Here is a 20,629-nt window from a genome sequence, read left to right as displayed (position 1 = left end):
CGGTGGTGCCGAGGATGGAGATGCCGCCGAGGATGCCGAGGCGGGCGTTGAGGGTCTTCTTGGCCATCTCGTCGCCGCCGGGCACCGAGATGGTCACGGCGAGCCCGTCGCCGGCGTCGAGGATGGGGCTGCCTGCGGCGCGCACGTTGTCGCCGATGTTGCGGCGGGGGACGGGGTTGATGGCCGGGCCGCCCACGTCGAGGCCGAGGCCGGGCTTGGTGACGATGCCGACGCCCGGCCCGCCGCGCAGCACGATCTGCCCGGAGGCGCCGGGCAGGCGCTCGACTTCGACGGTGAGGTGGGCGCCGTTGGTGGCGTCGGGGTCGTCGCCAGCGTCCTTGATGCTGACCGCCCGGGCGCGCTGGCCGTCGGTCCAGCCGTCGCAGATCGGGAAGCGCACCCGCTGGGTGTTGGGGAGCACGCAGTCCACAAAATCCGGCACCCGGCCATGGACCAGCCCGAGGGTGGCGGCGGCCGCGGCGGCGGCGGAATTGGCGCCGGTGGAGAAGCCCGTGCGGCTGCCGCGATCCCGTTTCGGGTCGCCCTTGCGGATCTTGTCGGGGGCCGCGTGGCCGGCCACGGCGAGCTCAGCGGCCATTGCGCTGGTGTTCCTCGGCCTGGCCGAGGAGGGCGTGGATGGCGGCGACGACCAGGGTCGAGCCGCCCTTGCGGCCGCGGATCGCCACCCACGGCACGTCGTCTACGGTCATCAGCAGGTCCTTCGATTCGGCGGCCGACACGAAGCCGACCGGCATGCCGATCACCAGCGCGGGGCGGGCGCCTTCTTCGCGGATCAGCCGGACCACCTCGATGAGCGCGGTGGGGGCGTTGCCGATGCCGACGATGGCGCCGTCGAGCAGGCCGAAGCGGTGGGCCTTGCGCATGGCCTGGACGGCGCGGGTGGTGTCTTCGCGGCGGGCGGCGTCGATCACGTCGGGGTCGGAGATGAACTGGTGGGTGGTGATGCCGAAGTGGTCGAGGCGGGGCCGCGAGAGGCCGACGCAGATCATCTCGACATCCGCCACCACGGGCGTGCCGCCGGCCAGGATGCGGGCGAGGCCTGCCTGCATGGCCTGCGGGTGGAAGGTGGTGAGGCCGTTGAACTCGAAGTCGGCGTTGGCGTGGATCATCCGGCGCACCAGCGGCCACTGGTCGGCGCTGTAGGCGTGGGGGCCGGTTTCGGCGTCGATGATGGCGAAGGAGTCGTGCTCGATGGCGCGGCCGGCGGCGGTGAGCTGTTCGGTGACGATGTTGGTGGTGCGCATGGTGGGTTCAGGCATGGACGGCGACGGGGGGGACGTGCGCGTGGTCGTGGCCCGGGACGTGGGTGTGGCTGTGGTCGTGGAGGTGCTCGGCTTCGGCGGCCTGGCGGTATTTGCAGCCGTCGCATTCGAGCAGCCCGCCTTCGGGCAGGGCGTGGCCGGCGACCTTGGCGTCGAGGAGGTCGAAGACGCCCTTGTCGAACCCGAAGTGGGTGCCCAGCGCGAAGGCGATCTGCGGGTACTGGGCGTGCAGGCGCGCCACCTGGGCCTTGATGCGCTCCATCAGCACGCCGGTGAAGAGGTACACCGGGACGATCGCCAGCTGGGTCATGCCCAGGCGCACCTGGCGCTGGACGACGCTTTCGAGGCGCGGCCAGGTGACGCCGGTGAAGGCGAGGTCCACCAGCTCGAAGTCGTTGTCCTCGAACAGCCAGCGGGCCATCTTGGCCAGCTCGCCGTTGGCGCCGGCGTCGGACGAGCCGCGGCCGAGGAGGATCACGCCGGTGGTCTGCGGGTCGGGCATGTCGAGGGCCTTCATCAGGCGGTCGAGCTGGCCTTGCAGCACCTGGAGGATCTCGCGGCCCATGCCCAGGTGGCGGGTGCAGCTGAAGCGCACCGCCGGGTGGCGGGCGCGGGCGGCTTCGATGGCGGCGGGCAGCTCCATCTTCACGTGGCCGGCGGCGTTGAGGATGAAGGGGATCACCAGCACGTGGCGGGCGTCGCGGGCGGCGCGGTCGAGGCCGTCGTCGAGGAGCACGTCGGCGTGCTCGATGAAGCAGGTTTCGATGCGCCAGGCGGGGTGGCGCTCGCGCCACTGGGCGGCGAAGTGGAGGATCTCGGTGTTGCCGTCCCGGTTGCGGGAGCCGTGGCCGACCAGAAGGATGGCGGTGTCGTTCATGCGGGGTTCTCCGGTGCGCGGGCCGTTGCCTTGCGGAAACGGTGTGCGAAGGCGGGGTCGTAGAGCTTGGAGCGGGCGAGGGTCGGCCAGTCGGCGGCGCCCAGGGTGGGGCTGGCGATGATCATGGCCTGGCTGGCGATCTTCTCGGCCTGACAGCGCTGCTTGATGTCGGCGAGGGTGCCGCGGACGATCTTCTCGTCGCCGGGCCAGCTGGCCTTCTGGACGACCAGGATCGGCGCGTCCTCGGCCCAGCCGGCAGCGCGCAGGGCGCGCTGGACCTCATGCAGCAGGGTGATCGACAGGAAGATGCACAGGGTGCTGCGGTGGGCGGCGAGGGCTTCGAGCTCCTCGCCCGGCGGCATGGGCGTGCGCCCGGCCACGCGGGTGAGGATCACCGTCTGGGTGACTTCCGGCAGGGTCAGGGTCTCGCCGGCGGCGGCGGCCGACGCGAAGGCCGACGACACGCCGGGCACCACCGCCCACTCGACGCCGGCGGCGGTGAGCGGGCGGGTCATCTCGACCAGTGCGCCGTACAGGCCGGGGTCGCCGGTCTGCAGGCGCACCACGCTGGCGTGGCGGGCGCTCTGGTCGAGGAGCCAGGCGGTCATTTCCTCAAGGGTCATGTCCTTCGAGTCGCGGATCTCGCAGCCCGGCGGGGCGAACAGCGTGGCCGCCTGATCCACCAGCGAGCCGGCGTAGAGGATCGCGCCGGCGCTTTCGAGCAGGCGCCTTCCCTTGACGGTGAGGAGTTCAGGGTCGCCGGGGCCGGCACCCACGAACCAGACCTTGCCGGTCATGGCTCAGACCGCCTGGGGCTGGAAGCACAGCCGCACCACTGCGCTGTGCTGGCTGCGGGCGATGGCATGCACCGCCAGCAGCGTGAGGATCGGCTCGACGGCCACGATGGCGGCGTAGGACGAGGCGAAGGAGAGCCAGGCGCTGAGCGGTGTGGCCACCTCGCCGATGGCCAGCCAGAAGCCGATCATCAGGGTGACGCCGCCGTAGAAGGCCGCGTCGAGCTTGAGGATGCTGCGCAGGGTGGGCCGCGTGTCGGCGGCGCGCAGGCGCTGGCCGAGTGTGGCATGCACCAGCACCAGCGGCAGGGCCAGCGAGAGGGTATTCACGCCCAGGTGGAGCAGGTCGGCCGGCGCGAAGATCAGCCCCTGGGCCAGCAGGCCGAGGGCGAAGCCGAACAGCGTCGGCACGAAACCGAGCGCCAGGTAGAGCGGCATCGCGCCCAGGAAATGCAGCTCCGACGGGCCCACCGGCAGGTGGAAGGCCTGCATGAACAGGGTGAAGGCGACTGCTGCGATCAGGCTGCGGACGATCAGCTGAGGCGCTTTGAGGAGGTGGACCGACTGGCTGCCCAACAGGGCGACGGCGGCGGCGTTGGCGGCGAGGATCTTGGCACTGGCGACGTACCCCGGTTCGATGTGCATCTTGCTTCCCTTCGTGACGATTGGACGAAGTGCGGCAAGGCATCAGGGGGCGCGCAGAAGCAGCGAAAGACGAAAAGACGGACCGGTGGCCAGCGGGCCGGGCAGGCGAAGACCAATGGCGGACGTGGTTCCGGAAAGGCGGATGGAACGGGAACGGACGGACAGTGATCGGGCAAGCCCATCGGTCGGCTCTGCCCACACCCCGGGGCCAATACCACACCAAAACGTCACAGGCCGGTCTTCTGGCTCGCCTTCATCCTCTTCTGCCGACCTTCCCGTGCGCGAGCACAGTGGCGTTGAGCAGATTCGTCAGGCTTACAGCAGCGGGGGCTGCGCCGGAATGGCCAGGGAGCGCGTGCTCCCGACGTCACCGGACTTCCCGTTTCACCTTGCCTGCAGACGCAGGCTCGGCACCCGTAACGGGGCGGAGTCTAACCGCATGTGCTACGACGCGGCAAGCCTTCGTGCCGATGGGCCGGCTTTTTATGAATCCTGCCTTCAGCCCGGTTCGGGCAGTGCCGACAACGCATTACAGGTCCGATCACCCCGACCAGACAAAACACCGCGGACAGCGCGGGCACGAAGGAAGAGGGACAACATGAAACCGAGGGTTTCGCCGACGACGGTCGAGCGTTCGCTGGGTGACGATGATTTCATCGTCACCAAGACCGACGCAAAGGGCCGGATTCTCTACGCCAACCGGATCTTCATCGCGCTATCGGGCTACACCGAGGCCGAGCTGCTGGGCAGCCAGCACAACATCATCCGCCACCCGGACATGCCGCGGGCGGTGTTCAAGCTGCTGTGGGATCACATCGCGGCGGGGCAGGAGTTCATCGGCTACGTGAAGAACATGGCCAGGGACGGCAGCTTCTACTGGGTGCTGGCGACCGTGACGCCGGACCGGGACGGGGAGCGCGGCATCGTTGGTTACACCTCGGTGCGCCGCAAGCCGCAACGCGAGGCGGTGGCTGCAGCCAGCGCGCTGTACCGGGAGATGGCCACTGCCGAAGCGGCGGCCGGGGCCGCGCGGGCCATCGAGGCGGGCACCGCGGTGCTGATGAAGGCGCTCAACGGGAGGGGCTATGAACAGTTCGTCCTTGCGCTCTAGGCTGGCGCTGCTCCTGTGGGGCCAGGCGGCACTGCTGCTGGCGGCGCTGGTGACGGGGTTCTTCGTCGGCGGATCGCACCCGCTGATGCTGATGTGGCTGGTGGCGGGCGTCGCGCTTGCCGCCTGGGGGCTGCGCCGGCTGCGGCAGGCGCTGGCGCCGCTGGACGGGCTGCTGGCGTTGGCCGGGAAGGTCGGCGAGGGGGATTTCTCGTCGCGCATCACCGGCATCGGCGATCAGGACGAGATCGGCCGGCTGGGGTGGGCGATGAACGATCTGCTCGACCAGCTGGAGGCGTATTTCCGCGAGTCCGAAAGCGCCTTCCGGGCGCAGATGGACGGGCGCTACGCGCGCATCGGCCAGCGCTCCGGCCTGCACGGCGGGCTGCAGGCGGCGATGACCGCCCACAACACCCTGCTGGCGTCGATGGCGGCCCATCTGCGCGGCCAGATGAAGACCCTGCTGCTGAGCAACGCCGGCATGCTCAACGCCGGCAACCTGATCAACAACCTCACCGGCAACCAGGCCGACATGCTGGCGATCACCGCTCAGATGCACGAAGCCGCGGCGACCGCCACGGCCACCGCCAGCGAGGCGGGCGAGAGTCAGCGCACCGTGACCGAGGTGGTGTCGCAGCTCGACGGCATCGGCACGCGCATCCTGCAGGTGGCGTCGGCCATCGACGAGATGACCGCCCGCAGCCGCGAGGTGGCGATGTCGGTGGCGCTGATCAACGAGATCTCCGACCAGACCAACCTGCTGGCCCTCAACGCGGCGATCGAGGCCGCCCGGGCCGGTGAATCGGGCCGTGGCTTTGCGGTGGTGGCGGACGAGGTGCGCAAGCTGGCCGAAACGACCCGCGGTGCGTCCCAGTCGATCGGTGAGGTGATGCAGGGCCTGATCGGCCAGAGCGAGGCGATGCAGTTGAATGCCCGCGAGATGAGGGAGATGACTGCGTGTTCGCAGCAGGTGGTGGGCGATCTGGCCGCCACCTTCGGGCGCTTCGCGCTGGCGGCCCGGGAGACCGAGCGTCAGGCCGCCGAGGTGCACGACAAGAGCTTTGCGACCCTGGTGAAGCTCGACCACATGATCTACAAGCAGCGCACCTACCTGTCGCTCAACAGCGATGGTGACTGCGAGCACGGTGCGCCGGTGGCTGTCGGTCACGAGGCGTGCCGCCTGGGCCGCTGGTACCGGGGCGACGGGAAGGCTCTGTTCGGGACGCTCCCGGCCTACGGCAAGCTGGAGGCGCCCCACGCGCTGGTGCACGACAGTGCCCACCGGGTGCTGGCGCTGCTCGAAAAGGACTGGCAGAACGACGCCACGATCCAGTCGCAGATCGTGGACGAGCTCAACAACATGGAAACCGGCAGCCGCCAGGTGATGGAGCTGCTCGACCAGTTCGTCGTCGACAAGCACGCCGGGCGGGCCTGAAGGTTCAGGAGCCCCGTAGTCGGCTGGGTTGTGCTGGGCTCGCGGAACTGCAGCAAGGCTTGTGCGTCTGGCCCGCGATCAACCGGGAGCCACATGCAGTTCGAGACGGTGGTCGAAGCACCTGAGCGCAGAGGCGAGATGCCTGCCGTGGCGGCTTGAGCCGGAAGGTGTTGGGTCCGAGTCGGCCGGCGTTTGTCCGAGTTGCCGGCCTCGTTGCGTGGCGGTGGTCAGCCCAGGGTCAAGCCGTGCATCACGACCGTACCCGAAACCACTCCGTTCGAGCCGCGGGAAAAACCGCCACCACCTCGCCCGACGGCGCGGCAATCAGCTTCATTGCCCACTCGGCGCGGGACAATGATTCTGGCAGGTAACGCTCGATCGCTTCGCCGAGCGCCTGCCAGCCTGGCATTTCCTCGTTGAATTCATACACGCGCCCATCCTTGGCAAGGATCACCAGACAAAGCAATTCGCCAGCGTAGATGTCGCGCTTGCAGGCATCCAGACGACGCACGTCACACCACGACACCCGGTCGCTACCCATCGACACGCCAGCGGCGTCAGCCGAAACCGCCAGCGCTTCGACTCGCCCCCGCCGAATCAAGGCAGCCAGGCGTTTGAGGTAGCGCCCGATCATTCCCATCTGAACGTCGTCACAAAATCGTAAGCGGCTTCACCCGCGGCTTTCCCGGTCTCGCGCCCAATCCAGCCACCTCCGAGTCCGCCCAAAATACCGCCGACAACACACAACGTCCCCGTGGTCACCTCACCAACGACCGGTACAGCCAGGGTTGGCGATCCCATGGCCGCCAGGGAAACGCAACCGGCCCACGCACCGCCGACACCACCTGCCGCACCAACGCCCAAGCCTGTGTATTCACGTGCAGCCGTACGACCGCGCTGTTCCGAAGGCACCTGCATCACGACCATGGTCGTCACTGTGATGTCCAGAACAATCAGGGTCGATCCCGCCACGCGAAACACCATGCTCAACCGATTAACGGTAGCACGTGATTTGCCGACACTTTCCAGCACGGCTTCGATGCTGCCCTTTCGGGCCAGCAAATCGCTCGGCTGCGGGAGCTTGGAACCCGGTTTCAGAATTTCCGAATACTGCTTGGCGAAAGGACTCAACGGCTTTCGAAACTCTTCGACCAATGTGTTACGCGCCCGGACCATTTCCTCAAACTCGATGTTGGTGATGTTCCCGCGCCGAAGGAGTTCATTGGCCTGCACCTGCAATACCTTGTCGGCGTGATCGTACGCCAACCGCCAATACGCATCCCATGCCATTGGCGCAGTCATGCTGCTGGTAATCTGGACAGACTCTCGGAAAGCCGGGCTGAGCAGCACCTTTTGCGCCCGCGGGAGAAACTGGGGGCTCCCGGGCGAGGCTTGATAGATGCCGAGCGGGCCCGGAACGGCATATGGTGCTTGAGACGAGATTCCGAAATCGAAGCCTTGCTGTTCAACCGGATTCAAAAGGCTGCCAGGTATGCGCGAACCGACCATTCATGTCTCTCCAAGGAACTTCATCCCGATCCTTTAGCCCAGGAACATCCTGTAGGCCGGGTTGGCGGTTTCGTCGACGTATTCGTAGCCGAGCTTGTCGAGGAAGCCCTGGAAGGCGTCGCGATCGGCTGACGGCACCTGCATGCCCACCAGCACGCGGCCGAAGTCGGCGCCGTGGTTGCGGTAGTGGAACAGGCTGATGTTCCAGTCGGAACGCAGGGTGTCGAGGAAGTTGAGGAGCGCGCCGGGGCGCTCGGGGAAGACGAAGCGGTACAGCACTTCGTTTTCTGCCTGGGGCGCGTGGCCGCCGACCATGTAGCGGATGTGGCTCTTGGCCATCTCGTCGTCGGTCAGATCCAGGCAGGGCAGCTCGTGGCGCTGCAGCAGCTCGGTGATGCGCACGCCCTCGGCGCGGTTGTGCACGCCCACGCCGACGAAGATGTGGGCGCGGCTGGCGTCGGCGTAGCGGTAGTTGAACTCGGTGATGTTGCGGTTGCCGAGCAGGTTGCAGAACTTCTTGAAAGAGCCGGGCTTCTCGGGGATGGTCACGGCCAGCACGGCTTCGCGCTGCTCGCCCACTTCGGCACGCTCGGCCACGAAGCGCAGGCGGTCGAAGTTCATGTTGGCGCCGGAGGCCACGGCCACCAGGGTCTTGTCCTTCAGGGCGTGGCGCTTGGCGTATTCCTTGGCGCCGGCCACCGCCAGCGCGCCGGCGGGCTCGAGGATCGAGCGGGTGTCCTCAAACACGTCCTTGATGGCGGCGCAGATGGCGTCGTTGTCCACCAGGATCATCTCGTCCACGTATTCCTGGCACAGGCGGAAGGTCTCTTCGCCCACCAGCTTGACCGCCGCGCCGTCGGCAAAGAGGCCCACGTTGGCGAGCTCGATGCGCTTGCCGGCGGCCAGCGACTGGGTCATGGCGTCGGCGTCGACGGTTTCGACGCCGATCACCTTGATGTCGGGGCGCACGCGCTTGATGTAGGCCGCCACGCCCGCCAGCAGGCCGCCGCCGCCCACGCAGCAGAAGACGGCGTGGATGGGCTTGGGATGCTGGCGCAGGATCTCCATGCCGATGGTGCCCTGGCCGGCGATCACTTCCACGTCGTCGTAGGGATGGACGAAGGTCAGCTTCTCGGTCTTTTCGAGTTCCTTGGCGTGGCCGTAGGCGTCGGAATAGCTCTCGCCGGCCAGCACCACCTCGCCGCCGTGGCGCTTGACCGCGTCGATCTTGATCGCCGGGGTGGTGGTGGGCATCACGATCACGGCGCGCACGCCGAGCTTCTTGGCCGACAGCGCGACGCCCTGGGCGTGGTTGCCGGCGGAGGCGCAGATCACCCCGCGCTTGAGGGCCGCCGGGCTGAGGCTGGCCATCTTGTTGTAGGCGCCGCGCAGCTTGAAGCTGAACACCGGCTGCATGTCCTCGCGCTTGAACCAAATCTTGTTGTGGATGCGCGCCGACAGGTTCGGAGCCAGGTCGAGGGGCGTCTCGATCGCCGCGTCGTACACCTGGGCGGTGAGGATCTTCTGGAGGTAGTCGGGGTGCTGCGCGCTCATGGCTGAACCTGTGCTTGTCGGCTGGGGAAGCGTCAAAGGGTAGCAGCCGGACGAACTGCACTGCAACATACGGTTTTTTCTTCGGGAACTGACATGAGCGACATCCAGCGGGCCGGCACCACCCGGCGCTACTCCGATTTCTGCGTGCACAACGGCGTCGTGCATTGCGTCGAGGTGCCCCCCGACGAAACCGCCGACGTGGCCACCCAGACGGCGCAGATGCTGGCCAGCCTGGAGCGTTACCTGATCGCCGCCGGCAGCGGCAAGGATCGCCTGCTGATGGCCACGCTGTATCTCGTCGACATGGCCGACTACGACGCGGTGAATGCCGTGTGGGACGACTGGGTGCCGGCGGGCACTGCCCCGTGCCGCGCCTGCGTGCAGGTGGTGCGCCTGGCGAACCCCGGCTGGCGGGTGGAGGTGGCGGTGCAGGCTGCGGTGGGCTGAGGACGCGGGCGGGCACTTCCCGTCGGCATGGCGGCATGGCTCGCCCAGATTGGGTTTTTGCTGCCTTTACATCTTTCGTCCCCTGCCTATAGTGTCGAATTGGGCGCGTCGCAGGGGAAAGCCCCCCGAAGAGGGGTGAGCGGGCGTTTGCCCGCCATCCAACTTGCTCCCGGGAGGTAGTCATGACTTTGCGTCAGCGCTTTATTGTTGGTGCCGCCGGCATCGCCCTTGCCTTTTCGGCATCCCTCGCCCAAGCCGGGCCCTACTCGGCCATGTATGTCTTCGGAGACAGCCTCTCCGACGTCGGCAACGACGCGCTGATCTCCGGTGGCGCCATACCCCGGACCTCGATCTTCACCAACGGCACCACCTCCGGCCGCTTCACCAACGGCTACAACTACATCGACTACATGGCCAGCTTCATGGGCCTCTCGGTCACGCCTTCGGTGGCGGGTGGCACCAACTACGCCTACGGCGGCGCGCGGGTCGATGGCATCACGCCGGCGCTGGTGCCGCTGGGTGGTCTGTCGTTCAACCAGCAGGTGACGTCTTACGTGAGCAGTCACGCGGGCGCCGCCGACCCCAACGCGCTTTACGTGCTGTGGGCCGGTGCGAACAACGTCTCCGACGGCATCACCACCGTGGCGATGGGCGGCAGCCCGTCGGCCATCGGCACCCAGATCGGCACCTCGATCTCGGCCATCGGTTCGGCCATCGGCGCGCTGGGGCTCAATGGCGCCCAGCACTTCCTGGTGCTCAACCTGCCCGACCTCTCCCAGACCCCGGTCATCCGTTATGCCGGCAGTCCGCTCCTGAGCAGCATCGCCCAGTCGGCCAGCGTCGGCTTCAACTCGGCCCTGGCGGGCCTGGTGGGGAGTGCAGCCTTTTCGGCGCTCGACATCACCCTGTTCGACGTCTTCACCGAGCAGACCAAGGTGACCAACGACCCCGCCGCCTACGGCTTCACCGACACCACCCACGCCTGCTACACCGGCGATCCCGACGGCGCGCCGCGGCCTGGCTGGGGCACCCCGACCACCTGCGCCGACGCCAGCGGTTACATGTACTTCGACTACATGCATCCGTCCCAGGCCTTGCACAACCGGCTGGCCCTGCTGGCCTACGATGCACTGGCCGTCCCCGAGCCCACCACCCTCTCGCTGCTCTTCGCCGGGCTGGGCATGATGGGCTTCCTGCGGCGTCGCCAGATGCGCGGCTGAACCTCTCCAGCACCCCTGTTGTCGAACGGCCTGCCCCTTCCGGGGTGGGCCGTTCTGCTTTTCCCTTCCCGCTGTAAGGCTTTGTTTTTCGACAGAAGGCGGGCCGCTCCGCTAGAATGCAGAGTTCTCCGCCGTACGAATCCAGGTAACGCAATGACTCAGCGCCTGCGCGAAATCCCCTACAACTACACTTCGTTCTCCGACCGCGAGATCGTGATCCGCCTGCTCGGCCATGACGCCTGGCAGACGCTCGACGCCCTGCGTTCCGAGCGCGTCACCGGCCGATCCGCGCGGATGCTCTACGAGGTGCTGGGCGATGTGTGGGTCGTGCAGCGCAACCCCTACCTGCAGGACGACCTGCTCGCCAACCAGGATCGCCGCGCCGCGCTGATCGACGCCCTGCGCCACCGCCTCCATGAGGTGGAAAAGCGCCGCGAGGAAGCCAGCGGCGAAGATCCCGAGCGCAGCGCCAAGGTGGCGAGCCTGGTGGTGGCCGCCCACGCAGCGGTGGATCGCTTCAAGAGCTTCTTCGAAGAGACCTACGACCTCCGGAAGCGCGTCCGGCACGAGCTGGCCCGCCACACCCGCAAGGACAACATCTGCTTCGACGGCCACGCCCGCGTCTCGCACGTCACCGACGCCACCGACTGGCGCGTCGAGTACCCCTTCGTGGTCCTCTACCCGGACACCGAGGACGAGATGGCGCCGCTGGTCAAGAGCTGTATCGAACTCGGCCTCACCATCATCCCGCGCGGGGGTGGCACCGGCTACACCGGCGGCGCCGTGCCGCTGGACCCGCGCTCGGTGGTCATCAACACCGAGAAGCTGATCGACCTGGGTCCGGTTGAAGACATCGCCCTGCCCGGCGTTGGCGGTGCGGGCTCGCTCGCGCCCTACGCCACCATCCGCACGGGTGCCGGTGTCGTCACCGAACGCGTGGCCGAGGCCGCATCCGCAGCCGGCCGCGTGTTTGCCGTGGACCCGACCTCCGCCAGCGCCTCGTGCATCGGCGGCAACATCGCCATGAACGCCGGCGGCAAGAAGGCCGTGCTGTGGGGCACCGCGCTCGACAACCTGGCCTGGTGGAAGATGGTCACGCCCGACGGCCACTGGCTGGAGGTCGAGCGTCTCAACCACAACTTCGGCAAGATCCACGAGCAGGAAACCGTCGAGTTCCGCCTGCGCCGCTTTGATGCGCGCACCTACAAGCAGATCGGCGAAGAAATCCTGCGCATGCCGGGCGCGGCCTGCCGCAAGGAGGGCCTCGGCAAGGACGTCACCGACAAGTTCCTGGGCGGTGTGCCGGGCGTGCAGAAGGAAGGCACCGACGGTCTGATCGTCGCCTCCCGCTGGGTGCTCCACAAGATGCCGCCGGTCACCCGCACCGTGTGCCTGGAGTTCTTCGGCCAGGTGCGCGAGGCCGTGCCGGCCATCGTCGAGATCACCGACTACTTCAAGCCGGGCGGCGCCGGCCACGCGGCGGGCATCCAGCTCGCCGGCCTGGAGCACCTGGACGAGCGCTACGTGCGCGCGGTGGGCTACACCACCAAGGCCAAGCGCCACGGCCGGCCCAAGATGGTGCTGATCGGCGACGTGGTGGGCCACGACGAGGCCGCGGTGATGACCGCCGTCTCCGACGTGATCCGCATGACCAACACCCGCGGCGCCGAAGGCTTCATCGCCGTCAGCCCCGAGCAGCGCAAGAAGTTCTGGCTCGACCGCTCGCGCACCGCCGCCATCTCGCGCCACACCAACGCCTTCAAGGTGAACGAAGACGTGGTGATCCCGCTGCCGCGGATGGGCGATTACTGCGACGGCATCGAGCGCATCAACATCGAGCTCTCGACGCAGAACAAGCTGGCCCTGTGCGACGCCCTCACCGAGTTCCTGCAGGGCGAGCTGCCGCTGGATGCCGGTGACGCCAACATCGGCCGCGACGAGCTCATCGGCGAGCGCCGCAAGGACGCCCTCGACCACGTGGCCGCGGTGCGCCGCCGCTGGCAGTGGCTGCTCGACAACATGGATCTGCCGCTGGCCGAGGCCGAGCCGCAGTTTGCCGACTACGGCATCCAGGCTGCCGAGCTGTCCAACCGCGCCGCCAACCCCAAGCTCTTCCACCGCCTGCAGGATTATTCGGTCCGCACGTCGTGGAAGACTGAGCTCCGCGCCCGCCTCGACAAGATCTTCGACGGCGTGCTGTTCGGCCTCGTGCGCGAAGAGATCAAGAAGGTGCACAAGCAGGTGCTGCGCGGCCGCGTCTTCGTGGCCCTGCACATGCACGCCGGCGACGGCAACGTGCACACCAACATCCCCGTCAACTCCGACAACTACGAGATGCTGCAGACGGCCAACAAGGCCGTGGACCGCATCATGGAGCTGGCGCGGAGCCTCGACGGCGTGATCTCCGGCGAGCACGGCATCGGCATCACCAAGATCGACTACCTCACCGACGCCGAGATGGCCGGCTTCTGGCAGTACAAGGCCAAGGTCGACCCGGAAGGCCGCTTCAACCGCGGCAAGCTGATGCGCGGCGGCCCGCTCAAGGGCAACCTCGACAACGCCTACACGCCCAGCTTCAACCTGATGGGCCACGAGTCGCTCATCATGGAGCAGACGGCGATCGACGAGATCGCCCACGACATTAAAAACTGCCTGCGCTGCGGCAAGTGCAAGCCGGTGTGCTCGACCCACGTGCCCCGCGCCAACCTGCTCTACAGCCCGCGCAACAAGATCCTCAGCACCTCGCTCCTGATCGAGGCCTTCCTGTACGAAGAGCAGACCCGCCGCGGCGTGTCGCTGGCCCACTGGGCCGAGTTCGAGGACGTGGCCGACCACTGCACGGTGTGCCACAAGTGCGAGAAGCCGTGCCCGGTGGACATCGACTTCGGCGACGTGTCGATCAAGATGCGCAACCTGCTGCGCGAGCAGGGCAAGAAGTCCTTCAACCCCGGCAAGGCCGCGGCGATGGCCTTCCTGACCGCCAAGGACCCGGCCACCATCAAGCTGATCCGCTCGACGATGATCGGCTGGGGCTACAAGGCCCAGCGCCTCGGCCACCGCATCGGCAAGAGCCTCGGGCTGATCCAGGGGCAGGTCCAGCATCCGCCGGCAACCCTCGGCAAGCCGCCCATCAAGGCCCAGGTGATCCACTTCATCAACAAGCCGATGCCGGGCGGGCTGCCCAAGCGCACTTCCCGCGCGCTGCTGGACATCGAGGACGACACCATCGTCCCGGTGATCCGCAACCCGAAGGTGAAGCGCGACGAATCCGAGGCGGTGTTCTACTTCCCGGGCTGCGGCTCGGAGCGCCTGTTCAGCCAGGTCGGCCTCGCCACCCAGGCGATGCTCTACCAGGTCGGCACCACCACCGTGCTGCCGCCGGGCTACCTGTGCTGCGGCTACCCGCAGACATCGGCCGGTGAAGAGGACAAGGGCCAGCAGATCACCACCGACAACCGGGTGCTGTTCCACCGGGTCGCCAACACGCTCAACTACCTCGACATCAAGACGGTCATCGTGTCCTGCGGCACCTGCATGGACCAGCTGATGAAGTACCAGTTCGAGAAGATCTTCCCCGGCTGCCGCCTGCTCGACATCCACGAATACCTCATGGAAAAGGGCCTGAAGCTCGACGGCATCACCGGCGCCCGCTACATGTACCACGAGCCCTGCCACACCCCGATGAAGGTGCACTCCGGCATCAAGGTGGCCAACGAGCTGATGGGCACGCGGGTTGATCTGTCCGACCGCTGCTGCGGCGAATCCGGCACCCTGGCCGTGTCGCGCCCCGACATCTCCACCCAGGTCCGCTTCCGCAAGCAGGAAGAGATCGAGAAGGGCGCCGAGAAGCTGCGCGGGGCCGACGCCGCCACCCCGGTGAAGATCCTCACCTCCTGCCCGAGCTGCCTGCAGGGCCTGTCCCGCTACAGCGGCGACGCCGGCGGCGTGGATGCGGACTACATCGTGGTCGAGATGGCCAAGCACATCCTCGGCGACAACTGGATGTCCGACTACGTGGCCAAGGCCAACAGCGGCGGCATTGAGCGCGTGCTGCTGTAAGCCGGCATTCCACGGCACCAGAAAGACAAGGCCCGCGAAAGCGGGCCTTGTCGTTTCAAGGTTCAGGCGTTGCTCAGTACCACGCCACCTTGCCGCTGCTGGTGTCGTACAGCGCGCCGACGATGCGGATCTTGCCTTCGTCTTCCAGCGCCTTCAGCACCGGGCTTTCGCTGCGGATGCGGGCGACCACCTGCTTCACGTTGAGCTCGGTCACGTCATCCACGAAGGCGTGGTTGTGGGAGTTGCGCTCGCCCGGCGTCGAGGCGGCGGCGACGGCCGGCTTGAACTTCTCGAGCAGGGTGGTGAGGTTGCCCATCTTCACGTCGTCGCAGGCGCCCTTGATGGCGCCGCAGCTGGTGTGGCCCAGCACCACGATCACCCGCGAGCCGGCCACCTTGGCGGCGTACTCGAGGCTGCCAAGGATGTCCGGATTGACGGTGTTACCCGCCACCCGCGCCACGAAGAGATCGCCGATGCCCTGGTCGAACACCAGCTCCGGCGCGGCGCGGGAGTCGATGCAGCCGACCACGCTGGCAAACGGGAACTGGCCCAGCGCGGTGGTCTGGACCTGGGCCTTCAGGTTGCGGCGCAGCGGCTTGTTGGCGGCGAAGCGCGCGTTGCCGGCCTTCAGGATGTCGATGGCCTTGTCCGGCGTGATGCTCGCCTGGACCGACTTGGTGAGGGTTGCGCCGGTGGTGTAGGGCTTGGGCACCACCGGGCCGCCGTGGTCGTCCGCCGCGAAGGCGACGCTGCTGGCGGCCAGGGTGGCCAGGCCGAGGGTGAGGAAGCGGGTGGTCAGTGTTTTTTTCATGGTGTCTCCCTGGGTGGATCGCGTGTCACAGGATTGCGGCCGCGCAGTCGTGGTTCAACGGCACGGCGCGGGCAAAATTTAAGATCAACACGCATGGCATGAACACCATTTCGGTCAAGCAGATTGCCCGCTGTGGGCGCCGATGCCGAACTCGGCCGGAAAAGGCTTCGTGCTATCCTGCGACCCCCGTTTTTCCGGTCGCGCATGGGCGCGGCCGTCCCCCATGAACGACGAACAACTCATCACGCCGGCGCCCGCCGCCGACGAAGCCGCCAAGCCTGCCGCTCGTGCCAAGGCGCCGGCCCGCAGCCGCAAGAAGGCCGACGCAGCGCCCGCCGATGGCGCGCCGACCGAGGCAGCCGCCGCCAAACCCGCCCGCGCCAAGCGCGCGCCCCGCAAGCCCAAGGCCAAGCCGGAGGCCGAGGCCCCGGCGGCCGAAGTGATCGCCGATCTGTTCGCCGTCGAAGCCGAGGCCGAACCTGTCGCCGCGCCGGTCGAGGAATCGCCCGCCGCTGCCGAGCCTGAAGCCGTGGCCGAAGCACCTGTCGACGTGGCCGCCCAGGCCATCGAGCCCGCCACCGACGAAGCCCTCGCCGCGGAAGCTGAATCCGACACCGCGGCCGACGAAGCCACCACCGCCGACGACGCCGAATCCCCCGCCGGCCCCCGCCGTCGGCGCAAGCGTCGCCGCGGCAAGGGCGAGCGCAGCGCCAACGGCCCGGCGGACGACAGCGACGCCCAGGCCGAACTGCCCGAGCTTGCCCTCGTCGCCGAGGCCCCGGTGGCCGAAGCGCCCGTGGAGGCGCCCGTGGATGTGCCCGCCGTCGAAGCCATCGCCGATGCGCAGCCCATGGCCGACATCGCGCCGGAACCCGAACCCGCCGAGCCGCTGCCTCTCACCGTGGTGAGCCTGGGCCTCGAGCAGCCGCCGGTGCTCTCCGCCGCCGCCCTCGACGCCCTGCGCGGTGCCCGGGTGATCCTCGGCACCGCCGAAGCGCTGGACCGCCTCGCCGGCCTCGCGCCCGACGTGCCCCAGGAGCTGTGCGCCGCCGATTCCATCCACCTCGACCTGCGCCGTGTCGGCCATGCCGGCAGCGTGCTGGCGGTGGTGGGCGATGGCGCCGGCGATGGCCCCGGCCTCGAACTGCTGGCCGAGCTGGGCCCCGGTAACGTGTGCCTGCTGGCCGGTGTCGGCCGCGTCCAGGCGGCGTGTGCGTCGCTTGGCCTGTCGGGCGAGATCGTCTCGCTGGTGGATCTGCGCCGTGCCCCCCTCGCCGCCCTGCGCGGCCAGCTGCGTGCCCATCGCCTGCTGGCGGTGCCCGTGGCCGATGCCGCCGCGCCCGGCGCCGTGGCCCGGCTGCTGGTGGACAGCGGTTTTGCCGGCGCCCGGGTGTGGGTGTGCGAATTCACCGCCGACGGCCTGCGTTCCCGCGCCTGGCTGGCCACCGAGCTGGCCGAGCTGCGCGAAAACTTCGACGCCCACGCTGTGCTGATCGTGGCGACCGGCCCGTCCGCCGGCGTGTTCGCCGAGCTGCCCGGCCTCACCGACGATGCGCTGGGCGAGGACGCCCCGGCCGCCCTGCCCCTGGCCGCGCGCCTGCTGGCGCTGGCGTGGCTGCAGCCGGCGGCGTGGGAGCAGGGCTGGGCGATCTCCGACGGCGAAGCCAGCCTGGCCCTCGAATGGGCCCGGGCGGTGCCGACGGCCCGCGTGCGTGCGGTCGGTGTCGAGCCGAGCCTGCTGGGCGTGGCGATGGCCCGCGCCGGGGTGGGTGAAAACCTCGCCGCGATCCCGTCCGCCTCGCCGCTGCGCAGCCGCGAGTGGCCGATGCCCGAGGCGGTGTTCGTGCGGGGTGGCGTCGGTCTGTCGGACTGGCTCGCCGCTGCCTGGACGCGCCTTGCCCCGGGCGGCCGGCTGGTGGCCACCGCCGAGGACGACCACGCCCGCGCCGACCTGCTCGCGTTTGCCGCCCAGGTGCCCGCCGAGGCCTGGCAGGAGCTGAGCCTTGCCCGCGGCGAGACGGTGGCCGGCCGGCTGCGCTTTGCGCCCGCCGCGCCGATCCGCCTTGCCCTGTGGCGCAAGCCGTTAAACTGAACCGTCGAGTCCGCCAGGAGCGCCGCCGTGCCCGAATCCAATTTTCCCGCCAGCCATCGCCCGGCCCAGCCGGGCTGGGTCTATCTCGTCGGTTCCGGGCCGGGCGATCCGGAGCTCCTCACCCTGCGCGCTGCCCGCCTGCTGCTGGAGGCCGACGTGCTGGTCTACGACAACCTGGTGAGCGCTGAGGTGCTGGCCTGCGTGCCGGCGGCGGTCGAGCGCATCTACGTGGGCAAGAAGGCGTCCAACCACGCCCTGCCCCAGGGCGACATCAATCTGCTGCTGGTCGATCTGGCCCGCCAGGGCAAGCGCGTGGTGCGCCTGAAGGGCGGCGACCCGTTCATCTTCGGGCGCGGCGGCGAAGAGGTGGAGGAGCTGGTGAAGGCCGGCGTGTCCTTCGAGGTGATCCCCGGCATCACCGCCGCGGCGGGCATCGGCGCCTACGCCGGCATCCCCCTCACCCACCGGGATTTCGCCCAGGCCTGCGTGTTCGTCACCGGCCACCTGAAGGACGGCACGGTGGACCTCGACTGGGACATGCTCGCCCGCGGCAAGCAGACCCTGGTGTTCTACATGGGCATCACCCAGCTGGCGACGATCTGCGACAAGCTGGTGGCCCACGGCCTGCCGGCCACCACCCCGGCGGCCGTCGTGCGGCGCGGCACCACGAAGGCCCAGCGCGTGGTCACCGCCGATCTGGCGACGCTGCCGGGCGCGGTCAAGGCGGCCGGCATCACCCCGCCGGCGCTCACCATCGTCGGCGACGTGGTGTCGCTGCAGCCGCGCCTCGCGTGGTTCCACCCGGAGCGTGACCAATGACGGCCGCCCGCTGCCCTGCGCTGTTCGTCGCCGCGCCGTCTTCCGGCCAGGGCAAGACGACCGTCACCGCCGCCCTCGCCCGCCTGCACGTGCGCCAGGGGCGCAGGGTGCGGGTGTTCAAGTGCGGGCCGGATTTCCTCGATCCGCAGATCCACACGGTCGCCACCGGCGCGCCGGTGTACAACCTCGACCTGGGCATGTGCGGCGAGATGGACGCCGCCTGGCGCCTGCATGCCGCCGCCCAGGAGGCCGACCTGATCCTCGTCGAAGGGGTGATGGGCCTCTTCGACGGCAAACCTTCGGGCGCCGACATCGCCCGCCGCTTCGGCATTCCGGTGATGGCGGTGATCGACGCCAAGGCGATGGCCCAGACCTTCGCCGCTGTGGCCCACGGCCTCGCCACCTGGCAGCCGGACATGCCCTTCTCGGGCGTGCTCGCCAACCACGTGGGCGGCGAGGGCCACGCCAAGCTGCTGCGCGACTGCCTGCCCGGCGAGATCGCCTGGTATGGCGCGATCCCCCGCGACGCCGACGCCGCGCTGCCGGAGCGCCACCTGGGCATTCTGCAGGCTGCCGAGATCGCCGATCTGGACGAGCGCCTCGACCGCCTGGCCGACCACCTGGCCCGCACCGGCGCGGCCGATCTGCCGCCGCCGGTGAGCTTTCCGGCCGCCGAGCCGCCGCCCGTGGCGCCGCTGCTGGCGGGCCGCACGGTGGCGATTGCGCGCGATGCAGCCTACGGCTTCATCTACCCGGCCAACGTCGATCTGCTGGCGCCCCTTGGCGCGCGGGTCGAATGCTTCTCGCCGCTGGCTGGCGATCCCCTGCCCGCCTGCGACGCCCTGTGGCTGCCCGGCGGTTACCCCGAGCTTCACGCTGCCCAGCTCGCCGCCAACGCCCGCTGGCAGGCCGATCTCGCCGCCCACGTGGCGGCCGGCAAGCCGCTGCTCGCCGAATGCGGAGGAATGATGAGCCTTTTCGAGCGTCTTACCGACAAGGAAGGCGTGACCCACCCGGGCGCCGGCCTGCTGCCCGGCCACACCCGGATGCAGGCGCGTCTCGCCGCGCTGGGCACCCAGGTGGCCGAGCTGCCCGAAGGCCGCATCACCGGCCACACCTTCCACTACTCCGTGAGCGATACGCCGCTGGCGCCGCTGGTCCGTGCCACGTCGCTGGCCGGGCGTGAGGGCGAGGCGATCTACCGGCTCGGGCGGATCACCGCGTCCTACGTGCATTTCTACTTTCCGTCGAACCCGGCGACCGCGGCGGCGCTGCTGGGCGGGTAGTCGCCGCCCCGTCGGGCGCATGCGTTGCCTGACGCACTGACCGAAGCCGGTTCCCGCGTGTCCAATTTAGGGCCGTGATTGGCCGCATCTCTCCGGTGCGGTGGATTGACGGACGGAACGCCGGGAGGATCGCGATGGAAGATTTCCGTGTTGCCGGGCCCGCCCTCCGGTTTCCGGCTTCGGTGCTGATGCCCATGCTTGCCGTGGTGGCGGTGACGGCGGGATGGCTGCATGTCGACGCGCGCGGCTGGGCCGCCGGGGCCGCCGCGCTGCTGGCCGGGCTCGGCGCCTGGACCTTTGCCGAATACGCGCTGCACCGCTTCATCCTGCACGGGCTCGACCCCTTCCGGCGCTGGCACTTGGAACACCACCACGCGCCCGACGTGCCGATGCGCACGCCGCTGCTGTTCAGCCTGCCGATGGTGCTCGTGCTGGCCGGGGCGCCGTCGCTGCTACTGGGCGATCCGGGCCTGGGGCTGGCGTTTTCCGGCGGGCTGATCCTCGGCCACCTGGCCCAGGAGGTCGTCCATTTCCATCTGCATCAGCCCGAACCGTGCCGCGAGGGCTGGCTGCGCCGCCGCTGGCGGCATCACCATTTTCACCACCACGTGGATGAGCGCCTCGCCTTCGGCACCCTCGGCGGGGCGTGGGACCGCCTGCTGGGCACCGGGCGGGGCTGACCGGGATCGC

The 20,629-nt window shown here is 68.9% G+C and carries 18 protein-coding genes and 1 riboswitch; of the genes, 9 read left to right on the top strand and 9 right to left on the bottom strand.

The features are described 5' to 3' along the window. From cbiD to Q0672_RS05535, 5 genes are all read right to left on the bottom strand, one after another. Positions 1 to 598: cobalt-precorrin-5B (C(1))-methyltransferase CbiD (gene cbiD / locus Q0672_RS05555; RefSeq protein ID WP_298620572.1), on the bottom strand; the 598-nt coding region annotated here is incomplete at its 3' end. Then, positions 588 to 1,265: a precorrin-8X methylmutase gene (locus tag Q0672_RS05550; RefSeq protein ID WP_298620574.1), complete on the bottom strand. Its 678-nt coding sequence runs from the start codon at positions 1,263 to 1,265 to the stop codon at positions 588 to 590. The genes cbiD and Q0672_RS05550, both read right to left, overlap by 11 nt. Positions 1,266 to 1,272: 7 nt before the next feature. Then, positions 1,273 to 2,160 carry a sirohydrochlorin chelatase gene (locus Q0672_RS05545; protein WP_298620570.1) on the bottom strand — a complete coding sequence of 296 codons (888 nt, stop codon included), beginning with the start codon at positions 2,158 to 2,160 and terminating at the stop codon, positions 1,273 to 1,275. After that, on the bottom strand, positions 2,157 to 2,957 hold the full coding sequence (cobM, locus tag Q0672_RS05540) for a precorrin-4 C(11)-methyltransferase (RefSeq protein ID WP_298620568.1): 801 nt from the start codon (positions 2,955 to 2,957) through the stop codon (positions 2,157 to 2,159). The genes Q0672_RS05545 and cobM overlap by 4 nt, the downstream gene beginning before the upstream one ends. A gap of 3 nt (positions 2,958 to 2,960) precedes the next feature. Beyond that, a complete protein-coding gene (locus tag Q0672_RS05535; protein WP_298620566.1) occupies positions 2,961 to 3,599 on the bottom strand; it encodes an energy-coupling factor ABC transporter permease in 639 nt (212 codons plus the stop codon). A gap of 214 nt (positions 3,600 to 3,813) precedes the next feature. Further along, positions 3,814 to 4,032, bottom strand: a riboswitch (cobalamin riboswitch). A 165-nt stretch (positions 4,033 to 4,197) separates the two neighbouring features. Here Q0672_RS05535 and Q0672_RS05530 point away from each other — a divergent pair. Together Q0672_RS05530 and Q0672_RS05525 are read left to right on the top strand one after the other, a co-directional pair. After that, positions 4,198 to 4,710, top strand: coding sequence for a PAS domain-containing protein (locus tag Q0672_RS05530; protein WP_298620564.1), 513 nt, complete (start codon positions 4,198 to 4,200; stop codon positions 4,708 to 4,710). After that, positions 4,685 to 6,142 (top strand): methyl-accepting chemotaxis protein, encoded by a 1,458-nt coding sequence (locus tag Q0672_RS05525; RefSeq protein ID WP_298620562.1) that lies wholly within the window; start codon positions 4,685 to 4,687, stop codon positions 6,140 to 6,142. Before Q0672_RS05530 ends, Q0672_RS05525 begins: the two co-directional genes overlap by 26 nt. A gap of 250 nt (positions 6,143 to 6,392) precedes the next feature. On the opposite strand, the gene Q0672_RS05520 is transcribed toward Q0672_RS05525, so the two are convergent. The 3 genes from Q0672_RS05520 to ilvA are packed head-to-tail and all read right to left on the bottom strand — an operon-like array spanning position 6,393 to position 9,205. Further along, the gene (locus Q0672_RS05520; protein WP_298620560.1) at positions 6,393 to 6,776 is read right to left on the bottom strand and encodes a hypothetical protein; all 384 of its coding nucleotides are present in this window, start codon (positions 6,774 to 6,776) and stop codon (positions 6,393 to 6,395) included. Beyond that, entirely contained in the window at positions 6,773 to 7,651 is an 879-nt protein-coding gene (locus Q0672_RS05515) for a hypothetical protein (protein WP_298620558.1), read from the bottom strand. The genes Q0672_RS05520 and Q0672_RS05515 overlap by 4 nt, the downstream gene beginning before the upstream one ends. A 33-nt stretch (positions 7,652 to 7,684) precedes the next feature. Then, a complete protein-coding gene (gene ilvA / locus Q0672_RS05510) occupies positions 7,685 to 9,205 on the bottom strand; it encodes a threonine ammonia-lyase, biosynthetic (protein ID WP_298620556.1) in 1,521 nt (506 codons plus the stop codon). A 93-nt stretch (positions 9,206 to 9,298) separates the two neighbouring features. On the opposite strand from ilvA, the gene Q0672_RS05505 reads away from it, so the two are divergent. The 3 genes from Q0672_RS05505 (at position 9,299) to Q0672_RS05495 (ending at position 14,931) form a co-directional block, all read left to right on the top strand. Beyond that, positions 9,299 to 9,652: a RidA family protein gene (locus Q0672_RS05505; protein WP_298620554.1), complete on the top strand. Its 354-nt coding sequence runs from the start codon at positions 9,299 to 9,301 to the stop codon at positions 9,650 to 9,652. A gap of 182 nt (positions 9,653 to 9,834) precedes the next feature. Further along, positions 9,835 to 10,872 carry an SGNH/GDSL hydrolase family protein gene (locus Q0672_RS05500; protein ID WP_298620552.1) on the top strand — a complete coding sequence of 346 codons (1,038 nt, stop codon included), beginning with the start codon at positions 9,835 to 9,837 and terminating at the stop codon, positions 10,870 to 10,872. 153 nt (positions 10,873 to 11,025) lie between these two features. Continuing rightward, positions 11,026 to 14,931, top strand: a complete 3,906-nt coding sequence (locus tag Q0672_RS05495) for a DUF3683 domain-containing protein (protein ID WP_298620550.1) — start codon at positions 11,026 to 11,028, stop codon at positions 14,929 to 14,931. Positions 14,932 to 15,004: 73 nt separating this feature from the next. Here the strand turns inward: Q0672_RS05495 and Q0672_RS05490 are convergent, their stop codons facing one another. Continuing rightward, complete coding sequence (locus tag Q0672_RS05490; protein ID WP_298620548.1) at positions 15,005 to 15,742, bottom strand: carbonic anhydrase family protein; 738 nt, start codon at positions 15,740 to 15,742, stop codon at positions 15,005 to 15,007. Between the two features lie 223 nt (positions 15,743 to 15,965). Here Q0672_RS05490 and Q0672_RS05485 point away from each other — a divergent pair, with 223 nt between their 5' ends. The 4 genes from Q0672_RS05485 (at position 15,966) to Q0672_RS05470 (ending at position 20,619) form a co-directional block, all read left to right on the top strand. Beyond that, a complete protein-coding gene (locus Q0672_RS05485) occupies positions 15,966 to 17,834 on the top strand; it encodes a hypothetical protein (protein ID WP_298620546.1) in 1,869 nt (622 codons plus the stop codon). Positions 17,835 to 17,861: 27 nt separating this feature from the next. Continuing rightward, a complete protein-coding gene (gene cobA / locus Q0672_RS05480) occupies positions 17,862 to 18,653 on the top strand; it encodes a uroporphyrinogen-III C-methyltransferase (RefSeq protein ID WP_298620545.1) in 792 nt (263 codons plus the stop codon). Further along, positions 18,650 to 19,939 carry a cobyrinate a,c-diamide synthase gene (locus Q0672_RS05475; RefSeq protein ID WP_298620543.1) on the top strand — a complete coding sequence of 430 codons (1,290 nt, stop codon included), beginning with the start codon at positions 18,650 to 18,652 and terminating at the stop codon, positions 19,937 to 19,939. The genes cobA and Q0672_RS05475 overlap by 4 nt, the downstream gene beginning before the upstream one ends. Before the next feature lie 134 nt (positions 19,940 to 20,073). After that, entirely contained in the window at positions 20,074 to 20,619 is a 546-nt protein-coding gene (locus Q0672_RS05470; protein WP_298620541.1) for a sterol desaturase family protein, read from the top strand. The last annotated feature ends 10 nt before the right edge of the window (positions 20,620 to 20,629 follow it).

Source organism: uncultured Zoogloea sp. (assembly GCF_937894855.1).
Taxonomy (GTDB): domain Bacteria; phylum Pseudomonadota; class Gammaproteobacteria; order Burkholderiales; family Rhodocyclaceae; genus Zoogloea; species Zoogloea oryzae.
Note: the sequence above shows the minus strand (reverse complement) of the source record. Positions and strands in the feature narration are given on the sequence as shown.

What these genes read in the sequence shown, in the direction of transcription:
- Q0672_RS05550 (WP_298620574.1), bottom strand. Translation starts at nt 1,265, where the DNA reads ATGCGCACCACCAACATCGTCACCGAACAGCTCACCGCCGCCGGCCGC.
- Q0672_RS05545 (WP_298620570.1), bottom strand. Translation starts at nt 2,160, where the DNA reads ATGAACGACACCGCCATCCTTCTGGTCGGCCACGGCTCCCGCAACCGG.
- cobM (WP_298620568.1), bottom strand. Translation starts at nt 2,957, where the DNA reads ATGACCGGCAAGGTCTGGTTCGTGGGTGCCGGCCCCGGCGACCCTGAA.
- Q0672_RS05535 (WP_298620566.1), bottom strand. Translation starts at nt 3,599, where the DNA reads ATGCACATCGAACCGGGGTACGTCGCCAGTGCCAAGATCCTCGCCGCC.
- Q0672_RS05530 (WP_298620564.1), top strand. Translation starts at nt 4,198, where the DNA reads ATGAAACCGAGGGTTTCGCCGACGACGGTCGAGCGTTCGCTGGGTGAC.
- Q0672_RS05525 (WP_298620562.1), top strand. Translation starts at nt 4,685, where the DNA reads ATGAACAGTTCGTCCTTGCGCTCTAGGCTGGCGCTGCTCCTGTGGGGC.
- Q0672_RS05520 (WP_298620560.1), bottom strand. Translation starts at nt 6,776, where the DNA reads ATGATCGGGCGCTACCTCAAACGCCTGGCTGCCTTGATTCGGCGGGGG.
- Q0672_RS05515 (WP_298620558.1), bottom strand. Translation starts at nt 7,651, where the DNA reads ATGGTCGGTTCGCGCATACCTGGCAGCCTTTTGAATCCGGTTGAACAG.
- ilvA (WP_298620556.1), bottom strand. Translation starts at nt 9,205, where the DNA reads ATGAGCGCGCAGCACCCCGACTACCTCCAGAAGATCCTCACCGCCCAG.
- Q0672_RS05505 (WP_298620554.1), top strand. Translation starts at nt 9,299, where the DNA reads ATGAGCGACATCCAGCGGGCCGGCACCACCCGGCGCTACTCCGATTTC.
- Q0672_RS05500 (WP_298620552.1), top strand. Translation starts at nt 9,835, where the DNA reads ATGACTTTGCGTCAGCGCTTTATTGTTGGTGCCGCCGGCATCGCCCTT.
- Q0672_RS05495 (WP_298620550.1), top strand. Translation starts at nt 11,026, where the DNA reads ATGACTCAGCGCCTGCGCGAAATCCCCTACAACTACACTTCGTTCTCC.
- Q0672_RS05490 (WP_298620548.1), bottom strand. Translation starts at nt 15,742, where the DNA reads ATGAAAAAAACACTGACCACCCGCTTCCTCACCCTCGGCCTGGCCACC.
- Q0672_RS05485 (WP_298620546.1), top strand. Translation starts at nt 15,966, where the DNA reads ATGAACGACGAACAACTCATCACGCCGGCGCCCGCCGCCGACGAAGCC.
- Q0672_RS05475 (WP_298620543.1), top strand. Translation starts at nt 18,650, where the DNA reads ATGACGGCCGCCCGCTGCCCTGCGCTGTTCGTCGCCGCGCCGTCTTCC.
- Q0672_RS05470 (WP_298620541.1), top strand. Translation starts at nt 20,074, where the DNA reads ATGGAAGATTTCCGTGTTGCCGGGCCCGCCCTCCGGTTTCCGGCTTCG.